Genomic DNA, 12,714 nt, shown 5'->3' with positions numbered 1-12,714 from the left:
CTCCCTTCGTGATTGCACCACGGTTCTTAAGCTGAACCGCAGCGGAATCAAATTATTTTTTACGACGACGCACGATGAACTTGTCTGACTTGTTCGTTTTCTTGCGTGTTTTGTATCCAAGAGTCGGTTTGCCCCATGGAGACATTGGTGATTTACGTCCGATTGGCGAACGTCCTTCACCACCACCGTGTGGGTGATCGTTCGGGTTCATTACAGATCCACGGACTGTTGGGCGTTTGCCTAACCAGCGGCTGCGGCCTGCTTTACCAATGTTAATCAATTCGTGTTGTTCGTTGCCTACAGCACCGATTGTAGCGCGGCAAGTAGCAAGGATCATGCGAACTTCGCCTGATTGCAAACGAACAGTTACGTATTTGCCTTCTTTACCAAGAACCTGAGCTGAAGTTCCTGCAGAACGAACTAGCTGTCCGCCGCCGCCTGGCTTCAATTCAATGTTATGGATTGTAGAACCCATTGGGATGTTAGACAACGGAAGTGCGTTACCTGGTTTGATATCAGCTTCAACGCCTGACATGATTTGCGTTCCAACTTCGATTCCTTTAGGAGCCAAGATGTAACGTTTTTCTCCGTCAGCGTAGTGAATTAATGCGATGTTAGCAGAACGGTTTGGATCGTACTCGATTGTAGCAACGCGTCCTGGAATGCCATCTTTGTTACGTTTGAAATCGATGACACGGTATTGGCGTTTATGTCCACCACCGTGATGGCGTACAGTTATTTTACCTTGGTTATTACGGCCGCCTTTGCGTCTAGTTGGTTGCAGAAGCGACTTTTCCGGCTTGTTCGTTGTGATTTCAGCGAAATCCGAAGTAGTCATGTTACGACGACCGTTAGTGGTAGGTTTGTATTTTCTAATCCCCACGTTGTTTCCCTCCTTCGTTAGTAGTTCTTTAAGAACTTATAGAAATTAAATTTCGAACAATTCGATGTCTTTAGAGTCAGCAGTCAATTTAACAATCGCTTTGCGGCGTTTGTTCGTATAGCCTGCGTGTTTGCCCATGCGTTTGAATTTGCCTTTGTAGTTCATGATGTTGACTTTCTCAACTTTCACGCCAAAGATTTCTTGAACAGCATGTTTAACTTGTGTTTTGTTAGCGCGAGTGTCCACTTCAAAAGTGTACTTCTTATCTGCCATTACTTCAGAAGAACGCTCAGTAATGACCGGACGCTTTAGAATATCACGTGCTTCCATTAACTAAGCACCTCCTCAATTTTCTCAATCGCTGCTTTAGTCATAACAACTTTGTCATGTCCAAGCAAGTCTAAAACGTTGATGCCAGTTGCTGCTACCACTGTCATACCTTGGATGTTGCGAGCAGATAATGCTACGTTTTCATCCGGGTCAGCAGTTACGAACAAAGCTTTTTTACCAATTGAAAGATCTTGCATCAATTTAGTAAATGCTTTTGTTTTTGGTGCATCAAAAGTCAATCCTTCAAGTACCATCAATTTTTCTCCAACTACTGCAGATGAAAGCGCAGAGCGTAGAGCCAAGCGACGGACTTTCTTAGGCAATTTATAGCTATAGCTACGTGGTGTCGGACCGAATACGATACCGCCTCCACGCCATTGTGGTGAACGGATCGAACCTTGACGGGCACGTCCAGTTCCTTTTTGGCGCCATGGCTTTTTACCACCACCAGCTACTTCAGAACGGTTTTTTACTTTATGGTTACCTTGGCGAAGTGAAGCGCGTTGCATCACTACTGCGTCGAATAACACGGCTTCATTTGGCTCGATACCGAATACATAGTCGTTCAATTCGATGTCGCCCACTTGAGAACCAGTTTGATTTAATAAAGCTACTTTAGGCATTCGTGTTTCCTCCTTCCTCTAAAAAAATATTATTTCGATTTAATAGCTGATTTAACGCGTAGCAATGCTTTGCGTGAACCAGGAACATTACCTTTGATTAGAAGCAAGTTACGTTCAGTATCAACCTTAACGATTTGAAGGTTTTGAATCGTAATTGTTGTTCCACCCATTTGACCAGGCAATTTCTTCTGTTTGAATACGCGGTTAGGAGCAACTGCACCCATTGAACCGGGACGACGGTGGTAACGTGAACCGTGAGCCATTGGCCCGCGTGATTGTCCGTGGCGTTTAATAACACCTTGGAAACCTTTACCTTTTGTTGTTCCTGTAACATCTACTACATCGCCTTCTGCGAATACATCTACTTTGACTTCCTGACCAATCTCGTAATCAGCTAAGTTTACATTGCGAAGTTCGCGAATGAAGCGCTTAGGAGCAGTGTTCGCTTTTGCTACGTGTCCTTTAGCAGGTTTGTTAGAAAGCTTTTCGCGCTTGTCTTCAAAACCTAACTGGATTGCTTCGTAGCCGTCAACCTCAACTGTTTTCTTTTGAAGCACTACGTTTGGAGCAGCTTCAACTACAGTTACAGGGATTAAATCACCGTTCTCAGCAAAAACTTGCGTCATACCGATTTTTCTACCTAAGATTCCTTTGGTCATGTTGTCACACCTCCTGTGATTATTTGTGTTTTTCTATTTCGTTTGCCGATTAAAGTTTGATTTCAATGTCGACGCCTGATGGTAAATCTAATTTCATTAACGCGTCCACTGTTTGTGGAGTAGGGTTAACGATATCGATTAAGCGTTTGTGTGTGCGCATTTCAAATTGCTCGCGTGAGTCTTTGTAAATGTGCACTGAACGCAAGATTGTGTAGACCGACTTTTCAGTTGGCAACGGGATTGGACCCGATACACTTGCACCTGAACGTTTTGCAGTTTCTACAATTTTCTCAGCAGACTGATCAAGTACTCTGTGATCATATGCTTTCAAACGGATACGAATTTTCTGTTTTGCCATTACTTTCCCTCCTTTTCGCCTATTTTGGATAGACATTCTCCACGAAAATTTTCCAATCACTCGCCATGGCAAAGCGGCCGGGTGTATCGGTAACCTCTCGCTTCATCGCAGTCAAAGACCAACATTCACCATTATACATAAGAAAAAAGAATTCCGCAAGGCTTTCCACGAAATTCTTTCTGATTCGCTTTTATTAGTATAACAGGATATTTTAGATATTCAACTCTCAAGCAAATAGTCCGAACATTTTTTTCTTAAGCCAATAACATGACGGCAATCCAGCCGAAAACAATCAACGGAATATTGTAATGCAGGAAGGTCGGCACGCATGTATCCCAGATGTGATTGTGCTGGCCGTCGACATTCAGCCCGGCTGTCGGCCCGAGTGTCGAGTCGGAAGCAGGCGATCCGGCGTCCCCAAGTGCACCCGCAGTTCCAATCAGCGAAATAATGGCAATCGTTGAGAATCCGAACTCCATGCTCAGTGGCACAAAGATCGCAGCGATGATCGGAATGGTTGCAAACGACGACCCGATTCCCATCGTCACGAGCAAGCCGACCACCAGCATGAAGAATGCAGCGACTCCTTTATTGCCATCAAACACATCCGCCACACTGGACACAAGCGGCTCGACCGCTCCTGTTGCAGTGATAACCGCAGCAAATCCGTTCGCCGAGATCATAACAAATCCGATGAAGGCCATCATGCGCATGCCGGCAGTCAGCACATCGTCGGCCTCACGCCATTTCATTGCCCCAAAGACATACAACACCAGAATGCCCGAAAGCGCCCCGATAATCATCGAATCCGTCTGGATCTGACCATACAATGCCGCTGCCAATGCAACGAGCGTAACGATGACGTCTTTCGTCGAAGCCGTCTTTGTTTGAGTTTCTTCTATAGTATTAGTTGCTCTCGCATGATAGTCGCGAGGTTTTCGGTAAGAGATGAACACCGCGACTGCCAATCCCACCGCCATGCCTGCAACCGGAATCGCCATCGCTTTTGGAATGTCCGCCATGTCGATCGGCAATCCTGCCAGCTCCATCTGTGTAGCGACGATTTCGTGAAAGATCAACCCGAAGCCATACGGCAATAAAATATACGGTGCAGTCAGCCCGAACGTCAGCACCGACGCAATCAAGCGGCGGTCGATCCGCAGCTCATTCATAATGTGCAAAATTGGCGGCACCAACAATGGGATAAAGGCAATGTGAATCGGAATGGCATTCTGCGATAAAATCGCCATGGCAAGCAAAGCAAAAATCACCAAAGCTTTCGCCAGATTCTCTCTTGTCCCTTCCCCTTCTTTGTTTACGAGCTTCAAAACTTTTGAGACCAGCAGCTCAGGTATGCCCGTCCGTGAAATGGCCACGGCAAATCCGCCGAGCATTGCATAGCTGAGTGCAATCGTCGCCCCTGCTCCTAAACCTCCTGTATAAGCTGTTACGGTATCCATAAGCGATAAGCCGCCGCTCAGTCCTCCGGCAAGCGCTCCAATCAACAAGGCAAACACTACATTGACGCGGAACAAACTTAAAACCAGCATGACCAGGACAGCAAGTATTACTGCATTCATATTTATTATCTCCTTTAGTATGCTAAAGCGTTAAAGTACACTGTTAAAATTAACAAAAGGCCAAAAGGATGTCAACACTAAAACCCGTAATCGCTGAAAGTAGAAAAAGTCAGAAAATAAGAAAAGGTTGTTTATGTTTTAACACAAAAAATCCCTCGCGGTGAGCGAAGGATTTTCACTTTCTACTATATATAATTACTGTTGCTGCTGCTGTTCGTATGCCGTGATGTAGTCCTCGTATTGGAACGTCAAAGCAATCTCATCCCAGCCTTTCAGCAGCATTTCTTTCCAGTACGGATCGATTGTAAACTCATAGCGGCTGCCGTCTTCCGCAGTCACCGTTTGCTCTTCCAGATTGACTTGCAGACCAAAGGGGGCTTTTTGCCCTTTTTGAATCAGCTCATCTACTTGATCCTCTGTTAAGCGAATTGGCAAAATGCCATTTTTGACGCAGTTATTATAGAAGATATCCGCATAGCTCGGTGCAATAACTACATTAAAACCATAATCTTGGATGGCCCACGGGGCATGTTCACGTGAAGAGCCGCAGCCGAAGTTCTCCTGTGCAACTAAAATTTCGGAGCCGCTGAAGCGGGGATCATTCAGCACAAAGTCTTCTCTTGGTGAACCGCCCGGATTGAAACGCCAATGATAAAACAAATACTGGCCGAATCCCGTGCGTTCAATCCGCTTCAAGAACTCTTTGGAAATGATTTGATCGGTATCTACATTTTTTCGGTCAAGCGGCGTTAAGACGCTGTTGATTTTATTAATGGGCTTCATTGCATTGCCTCCTTGTCCATTTCACTCATGCTGTTGGCACCGGTTCTTTCATGTAATTGCGGACATCCGTCAAGCGCCCTTCGATTGCTGCTGCGGCTGCCATAACCGGACTGACCAAATGCGTCATCGATCCCGCTCCTTGCCGCCCTTCGAAGTTCCGGTTCGAAGTGGAGGCACAGCGCTCTCCTGCTGGTACAGAGTCTTCATTCATCGCCAAGCACATGCTGCATCCGGTTTCGCGCCATTCAAATCCAGCTGCAAGGAAGATTTTATCCAGCCCTTCCGCTTCTGCTGCACGTTTCACTGTTTCCGATCCCGGCACTACAATCGCCGTTACCGATGGATGCACTTTTTTCCCTTCCACAATGGCACTCGCTGCACGCAAGTCGCCGATGCGGGCGTTGGTGCAAGATCCGATAAAGACATGCTGGATTTCAATCGAAGACAACGGCGCCCCTTCTTCTAATTGCATATAGCTCAATGCCTGTTTTAACGCTTCCCGGTCAGCCGGATCTTCATAGTCCGCTGCAAAAGGCACGTGTTCTGCAATGCCGGAGCCCATCGACGGATTGGTTCCCCATGTTACAAAAGGCGAAATCTCATCTGCATGGATGGTATGCGTGACATCGTACGCGGCGCCTTCATCGGTTGCGAGTGCCAGCCAACCAGCTGCCGCTTCCTCAAACGCTTCTCCTTGAGCTACATACCGGCGCCCTCTCATATATTCAATTGTCGTGTCGTCCGGGCTGATCAAGCCTGCGCGTGCGCCGGCTTCAATCGACATATTGCAGATAGTCATGCGTTCTTCCATTGAAAGTGAACGAATGGCATCTCCCGTATATTCGACGATATGGCCGGTTCCCATATCAACGCCAAATTTCGCGATGATTGCCAAAATAACATCTTTCGCAGCAACGCCAAAGCCCAATTCTCCGTCAATCCGGATTTGCATCGTTTTCGGTTTCGATTGCCAGAGCGTCTGTGTCGATAACACATGCTCCACTTCACTCGTTCCGATTCCGAACGCTAAGGACCCGAATGCGCCGTGTGTGGAAGTGTGGCTGTCTCCACAGACAATTGTTTTTCCCGGTTGCGTCAGCCCAAGTTCTGGTCCAATGACGTGGACGATGCCCTGATCCGGATGGTTGATGCCCGCAAGCGGGACACCGAACTCTTCGCAATTTTCCTGGAGGGTTTTAATTTGCTTGCGGGAAATCGGATCCGTAATTTTGTCCCGGTTGCGCGTCGGCACGTTGTGGTCCATTGTCGCAAAGCACAAATCCGGCCGCCGTACCTTCCGGCCATTCAATCTAAGGCCTTCGAATGCTTGTGGAGACGTCACTTCATGCAATAAATGAAGATCGATGTAAAGCAGGTCCGGCTTCCCCTGCTCTTCGTATACAATATGCTGTTCCCAAATCTTTTCAATAATCGTTTTTGCCATCCGAACCGCTCCTCCCGATCACACGTAAGAATACATGATGTGCTCTGACACCAATTCTCTTTCCAATTCTTCAACCACTTTTGTCACAAAACGCTCAGTCGATACCACTTGTTTGCCTGCGTCGGACAAATCGCCTGTGCAATAACCGTCTTCCAATACGCTCATCACCGCTTCTTCGATTGCTGCCGCTTCGGTATGCATACCGAACGAATAGCGCAGCATCATCGCCGCCGAAAGAATAGCCGCTGAAGGATTGGCTTTGTTCTGGCCTGCGATATCCGGCGCCGAACCATGTACCGGCTCGTATAGGCCGAAACCGTCTGACCGGACGCTGGCTGATGGCAGCATGCCAAGCGATCCCGTGATAACGGACGCTTCATCGCTCAAGATATCGCCGAACATGTTCTCCGTCACCATGACATCGAATGCCCGCGGATCGGTGATCAGTTTCATTGCAGCGGAATCAACCAGCATGTGTTCCACTTCGACATCCGGATAAAACGCTTTACGCTCTTCAACCACTTCACGCCATAGCTTGCTTGTTTCCAATACATTCGCTTTATCAACCGACGTCACTTTGCCTCTGCGCCCACGCGCAATTTCAAATGCCTGATCGACAATCCGCTCGATTTCATCCCTTGTATAGACGAGTGTATCAACGCCCGCTTTTTCGGTCCGGCGCTTCGGCTCTCCGAAATACAAACCGCTTGTCAACTCGCGTACAATGACCATGTCCACTTCTTTCGCCACTTCTTCTTTTAATGGCGATGAACCAAGCAAAGCAGGAATTGCTTTGACCGGCCGGATATTCGCAAACAAATCGAAATGCTTACGGATGTTCAACAAACCTTTCTCCGGGCGAAGATGCCCTGGATTCTGGTCCCATTTCGAACCTCCGACTGCACCGAGGAGAATTGCGTCGCTTGCCTCGCATGCGGCAATGGTTTCGTCAGGCAGCGGGTTGTTATGTGCATCGACTGCACTGCCTCCGATCAACGCGTGTTTCAAATGAAAAGTATGTCCATAACGCATTGCGATGGATTGCAGCACTTGTACCGCCGCATCTGTTACTTCTGGTCCGATTCCGTCTCCTGGCAATACCGCTATTGTTTTTTTCATTTTATATTCCTCCTCTTTCGATTCATCCGTTTTATACCACTGCTACTTTTACTTTTTGTCCCGCTTTCACCAATTGGCGATTGACTGTATTTAAGTAAGCTTTTGCTGTCGCTTCCAAAACATCCTGTGCGACGTCTCGTCCAGTGACAGTCTCGCCGTCATACGTCATATTGATCACCGCTTCGCCCAGTGCGTCGCGCCCTTTGCCGATCGACGTGACCCGGTAATCAAGAATGTGGACTTCACCGGCAACGATGCGCTCTAAGGTGTTGAATATCGCTTCAACCGATCCGGCGCCCGTTGCGGCTTCTGTCACCAACTCTCCGTTTGGCTGATAAGCCGAAACCGTTGCCGTCGGGATATTCGCTGTACCGTAATGCACTTGGACATTTTCCAATTTGTAGACTGGAATTTCGCTGTCATTGATTTGCTGGTCAGTCAGCAAGACTAGCAAATCATCTTCCACGATGACTTTTTTGCGGTCCGCCAGTTTCTTGAATTCCACAAAGGCTTTTTTCAACTTTTCTTCACTCAATTCAAAGCCCATTTTAAGTGCACGGTCTTTGAATGCGTGTCTGCCGGAATGTTTGCCGAGCACCAATTCGGTTTTCGCATCGCCAATCAATTCCGGCGTAATAATTTCATAAGTCAACGGGTTTTTCAGCATGCCGTCCTGGTGGATGCCCGATTCGTGGGCAAAGGCATTTTTGCCGACTACCGCTTTGTTCGGCTGAATAATGCTGCCGGTCAATTGGCTGACCAATTGGCTGGTGCGCTTGATTTCTTTTAAATGAATATCGGTTTCAACACTATAAACTTGTTTGCGGATATGAAGAGCAACGGCAATTTCTTCAAGTGCCACGTTTCCTGCCCGTTCACCAATGCCGTTGATTGTGCCTTCAATTTGCGTAGCGCCGTTTTCAATGGCAGCCAAAGTATTTGCTGTTGCCATGCCAAGATCATTATGGCAGTGTGCCGACAGCTTGACGTTTTCAATGCCAACTACGTTTTCCGTAATGTAGCGGAACAATGCACCGTATTCTTGCGGCGTCGCATAACCGACTGTATCTGGAAGGTTGATGGTTGTGGCGCCTGCTTTAATGACTTCCCGGATAATGCGGGCCAAAAATTCAGGTTCGGAACGGGACGCGTCTTCTGCCGACCATTGCACTAGCGGAAAGAACTGCTTGGCGTACTTAACAGAAGCTACGGCCGTCTCAACGACCTGTTCCGGCGTTTTCATCAATTTATGTTCCATATGAATCGGTGAGGTTGCCAGGAAGATATGGACATGCGGCTGTTCGCTGCCTTTCAACGCTTCCCATGCAGTGGCAATATCACTTTCAACCGAACGGGCCAAGCCCGTCACGATTGAATTTTTTACTGTTCCTGCGATGCGCTGGACTGCATCGAAATCTCCTGGTGAAGCTGCCGGAAATCCTGACTCAATGATCGTCGCGCCAAAACGTTCGAGTTGGCGAGCGATTTCGATTTTCTCAGCAGTGTTCAAGTTGATCCCGGCCGACTGTTCTCCGTCCCGTAGCGTTGTATCAAAGATGTCAATTTTTCGCACTGGCGACCACCTCTTTTGTTTTTGTCTTTTTGCCTTCGTTGACGAATGGCATCATTTCGCGAAGCACTCTGCCCACCTGTTCGATTTGATGATTTTCTTCCGCTTTTTCGATGGCTGTGAATTCCGGACGGTTCAATTGATTTTCAAGCAACCAACCTTTTGCAAACTTCCCAGTTTGGATATCGGTCAAGATATCTTTCATGCGGCCTTTTGTCGCTGCATCCACAACTCGCGGTCCTGATACAAAATCTCCCCATTGCGCAGTGTCTGAAATCGAGTAGCGCATTCCGGATAAGCCGCCTTCGTACATCAAATCGACGATCAATTTCAATTCGTGCATACACTCGAAGTACGCGACTTCCGGCTGATAGCCCGCTTCTACTAAAGTTTCAAATCCAGCTTTCACTAAGGAAGTGACTCCGCCGCAAAGTACAGCTTGCTCACCGAATAGATCCGTTTCTGTTTCTTCTTTGAACGTCGTTTCCAGAACTCCCGCACGTGCAGCACCAATGCCTTTTGCATAAGCGAGCGCCACTTCCTGCGCTTGACCCGAAACGTCTTGATGGATGGCGATTAACGCCGGTACACCTGCCCCCGCTTCGTATGTACGGCGAACCAAATGCCCTGGACCTTTTGGAGCTACCAAGAAGACATCCACATCTTCCGGTGCGACGATTTGGTTGAAATGAACATTAAAGCCGTGTGCGAAAACGAGTGATTTGCCAGCCGTCAATGCCGGTTTGATTTCTTCGTTGTAGATTTTCGTCTGTTTCTCGTCCGGCACTAAGATCATGATCACGTCAGCTGCCTGTGCCGCTTCTTTTACCGTTGTTACGTTCATGCCGTCTTCTTGCGCCTGCTTGAATGATTTTCCGGGCCTTACACCGACCACGACATCAAATCCGGATTCCTTTAAGTTCTGAGCATGTGCGTGTCCCTGCGAACCATAGCCGATGATTGCGATTGTCTTTCCTTCTAATACCTGTTCGTTTACGTCTTGGTTATAATACATTTTTGCCATTTTTAATTTCCTCCTCGAGTGTTTGGGTTTTTTAAAGAATGGATACTTGTTCGGTTTGCGCTTTTTGCGTTTCCCGCACAAACGCCGATACACCTGTCCGGGTAATTTCTTTAATGCCGTAAGGCCTCATTAAATCAATGAATGCCTCGATTTTCTCCGGATCGCCTGCAACTTGATAAGTAGTGACATTCTTGCTCATATCGACGACCGTCGCCCGGAACGGTTCGACAATCGCGTAAATCTCATTTCGTACCGAAGGCGGCGACACCACTTTCACCATCGCCAGTTCTCTCATGACCATCGCCTTGTCTGTAATATCATGAACTTTGATTACGTCAATTTGTTTTTGAAGCTGCTTCAGCAGCTGTTCCAGCTTCCCTTTATCCTCTACATTGACGACAAAGGTCATTTTCGACATTCCCGGCTGTTCTGTGTGCCCGACCGATATGCTTTCAATGTTGAATTGCCGTTTCATCAACAAGCCGGTTACCCGGTTCAATACGCCACTTTGATTGATTACCGTTGTTGTTATTACTCGCTTCATTCGCCTTTCACTCCGATCATTTCATTCAGCCCCTTGCCTGGCGCAACCATCGGATAAACGTTTTCCATTTGCACCACCCGGCAATCGATCAACACCGGTCCGGTTGAAGCAAACGCTTCTGCAAATACTTTCTCCGCTTGTTCCATCGTTTCCACTTTGTATCCTTCGATATCGTAGGCGTGAGCCAATTTCACAAAATCCGGTTGTACATGAATCAACGATTGAGAGTAGCGCTCTTCATAAAACGTTTCCTGCCATTGCCTTACCATGCCAAGGCTTTGGTTGTTTAAGATCACTACTTTTACCGGAAGGCGCAGTTCCTGCAGCAGCGACAGTTCCTGCAGCGTCATCTGGAACCCGGCGTCTCCAACCACCGCAACGACCGTTTCGTCCGGCCTTGCCAACTGGGCTCCAATTGCAGCCGGGAAGCCGAAGCCCATTGTCCCTAAGCCGCCTGACGTTACCCAGTTATGGGGATGATTGAATCTGTAATACTGCGCTGTCCACATTTGATGCTGTCCGACGTCAGTTGTAACGACCGCATCTCCGCCGGTTAAGCGGTGAATCAATTCGACCGCTTGTTGAGGTAGAATTCCGCGTTCTTTATCGGCTTTATAGTGAAGCGGGTATTCTTCCCGGTTTGCTGTTAAATGCTGCAGCCAGACCTCCGTATCCGGCGATTCGAAACTTTGATTGGATAATGCCTGCAGCGCTTCTTTCGCATCGGCCACAATAGGGATGTCAGTAGGAACATTTTTTCCGATTTCAGCTGGATCGATGTCAATGTGTATCACTTTCGCATTCGGTGCAAAATGTGCCAAGTTTCCGGTCAGCCTGTCATCGAAACGGGCACCAATATTGATGAGTAGATCGCATTCGCAAATGGCTGTGTTGGCTGTATAGGTTCCGTGCATTCCGGCCATTCCCAGAAACAGTGGATGATCTCCTCCGATAGAGCCGAGTCCCAATAAGGTATTCGTGACAGGAACCTTGTGCTGTTCTACAAACATCTGAAGCTCTTCAGATGCTTGAGCAGCTAAAACCCCTGCACCTGCAAGAATTAATGGTTTTTTCGCTTCCGACAATGCTTGGCCGGCTTTTTGGATCTGCAGGTAATTCGGTTTCGTCGTCGGCTGGTAGCCTGGCAGATTCACTTGCTCATTCTGCGGATAGTCCGTTAAAAACATTTCCGTTGAGATGTTTTTGGGAATGTCTACAACGACCGGTCCCGGGCGCCCCGTTGAAGCAATGTAAAATGCTTCTTTGATGATTCTCGGGAAATCCGCTACGCTCTTCACTTGGTAATTGTGTTTGGTGATCGGCTGTGTGATCCCGATGATGTCCGCTTCCTGGAAAGCATCCGTTCCAATGACCGTACTGGCAACTTGCCCGGTGAAAACGACCAGTGGCAGCGAGTCGAGCATCGCATCTGCAATTCCTGTTACGAGGTTGGTGGCTCCAGGGCCCGAAGTGGCAATAACCACACCCGTTTTCCCTGATACCCGGGCATACCCTTCTGCCGCATGGATCGCGCCTTGTTCGTGTCTTGCAAGTACGTGCCGGATGGGGTTTCTGTGCAAGGCATCGTAAATGGGAAGTACCGCCCCTCCCGGGTAACCGAAAATTACTTCAACACCTTGTTCTTTCAACGATTGAATCAGGACATCTGCCCCGCTGCCTTTCAGCTTCTGTTTTGTTTCTTCTCTTACTTTAAGGTTTACACCCATTCTGTCCGCCTCCTTTTGGATGATGTCTTCAGTAGAATAAAAAAAGCTTTTTCATCCTACACAAAGAAAC

At 47.8% G+C, this 12,714-nt stretch carries 13 protein-coding genes; all 13 read right to left on the bottom strand.

Features of this window, described 5'->3' with window-relative positions:
• Nucleotides 1–52: 52 nt before the first annotated feature.
• The 13 genes from rplB to ilvB all read right to left on the bottom strand — a co-directional run bounded on the left by rplB (nucleotide 53) and on the right by ilvB (nucleotide 12,644).
• On the bottom strand, nucleotides 53–883 hold the full coding sequence (gene rplB, locus QWY22_RS00695; protein WP_036803904.1) for a 50S ribosomal protein L2: 831 nt from the start codon (nucleotides 881–883) through the stop codon (nucleotides 53–55).
• A gap of 45 nt (nucleotides 884–928) precedes the next feature.
• A complete protein-coding gene (gene rplW / locus QWY22_RS00690) occupies nucleotides 929–1,213 on the bottom strand; it encodes a 50S ribosomal protein L23 (RefSeq protein WP_036803901.1) in 285 nt (94 codons plus the stop codon).
• Nucleotides 1,213–1,836 (bottom strand): 50S ribosomal protein L4, encoded by a 624-nt coding sequence (gene rplD, locus QWY22_RS00685; RefSeq protein WP_036803899.1) that lies wholly within the window; start codon nucleotides 1,834–1,836, stop codon nucleotides 1,213–1,215. Before rplD ends, rplW begins: the two co-directional genes overlap by 1 nt.
• Before the next feature lie 29 nt (nucleotides 1,837–1,865).
• On the bottom strand, nucleotides 1,866–2,495 hold the full coding sequence (gene rplC / locus QWY22_RS00680; RefSeq protein WP_300982502.1) for a 50S ribosomal protein L3: 630 nt from the start codon (nucleotides 2,493–2,495) through the stop codon (nucleotides 1,866–1,868).
• A gap of 49 nt (nucleotides 2,496–2,544) precedes the next feature.
• A complete protein-coding gene (rpsJ, locus tag QWY22_RS00675) occupies nucleotides 2,545–2,853 on the bottom strand; it encodes a 30S ribosomal protein S10 (protein WP_036803896.1) in 309 nt (102 codons plus the stop codon).
• 254 nt (nucleotides 2,854–3,107) lie between these two features.
• Nucleotides 3,108–4,433 carry a Na+/H+ antiporter family protein gene (locus QWY22_RS00670; protein ID WP_300982501.1) on the bottom strand — a complete coding sequence of 442 codons (1,326 nt, stop codon included), beginning with the start codon at nucleotides 4,431–4,433 and terminating at the stop codon, nucleotides 3,108–3,110.
• A gap of 195 nt (nucleotides 4,434–4,628) precedes the next feature.
• Complete coding sequence (gene leuD, locus QWY22_RS00665) at nucleotides 4,629–5,216, bottom strand: 3-isopropylmalate dehydratase small subunit (protein ID WP_300982500.1); 588 nt, start codon at nucleotides 5,214–5,216, stop codon at nucleotides 4,629–4,631.
• A 25-nt stretch (nucleotides 5,217–5,241) separates the two neighbouring features.
• A complete protein-coding gene (gene leuC, locus QWY22_RS00660) occupies nucleotides 5,242–6,660 on the bottom strand; it encodes a 3-isopropylmalate dehydratase large subunit (RefSeq protein WP_300982499.1) in 1,419 nt (472 codons plus the stop codon).
• Nucleotides 6,661–6,678: 18 nt separating this feature from the next.
• Nucleotides 6,679–7,779: a 3-isopropylmalate dehydrogenase gene (leuB, locus tag QWY22_RS00655; RefSeq protein WP_300982498.1), complete on the bottom strand. Its 1,101-nt coding sequence runs from the start codon at nucleotides 7,777–7,779 to the stop codon at nucleotides 6,679–6,681.
• A 31-nt stretch (nucleotides 7,780–7,810) separates the two neighbouring features.
• Nucleotides 7,811–9,352: a 2-isopropylmalate synthase gene (locus QWY22_RS00650; protein ID WP_300982497.1), complete on the bottom strand. Its 1,542-nt coding sequence runs from the start codon at nucleotides 9,350–9,352 to the stop codon at nucleotides 7,811–7,813.
• Nucleotides 9,339–10,466 (bottom strand): ketol-acid reductoisomerase, encoded by a 1,128-nt coding sequence (ilvC, locus tag QWY22_RS00645; RefSeq protein WP_300982496.1) that lies wholly within the window; start codon nucleotides 10,464–10,466, stop codon nucleotides 9,339–9,341. Before ilvC ends, QWY22_RS00650 begins: the two co-directional genes overlap by 14 nt.
• Nucleotides 10,405–10,917, bottom strand: a complete 513-nt coding sequence (ilvN, locus tag QWY22_RS00640) for an acetolactate synthase small subunit (RefSeq protein WP_036803882.1) — start codon at nucleotides 10,915–10,917, stop codon at nucleotides 10,405–10,407. The genes ilvC and ilvN overlap by 62 nt, the downstream gene beginning before the upstream one ends.
• Nucleotides 10,914–12,644, bottom strand: coding sequence for an acetolactate synthase large subunit (ilvB, locus tag QWY22_RS00635; RefSeq protein ID WP_300982495.1), 1,731 nt, complete (start codon nucleotides 12,642–12,644; stop codon nucleotides 10,914–10,916). The genes ilvN and ilvB overlap by 4 nt, the downstream gene beginning before the upstream one ends.
• Between the last annotated feature and the right edge of the window lie 70 nt (nucleotides 12,645–12,714).

The organism is Planococcus liqunii (genome assembly GCF_030413595.1).
Classification (GTDB): Bacteria; Bacillota; Bacilli; order Bacillales_A; family Planococcaceae; genus Planococcus; species Planococcus liqunii.
The sequence above is the reverse complement of the archived record's forward strand: the minus strand, read 5'-3'. Positions and strand labels throughout refer to the sequence as shown.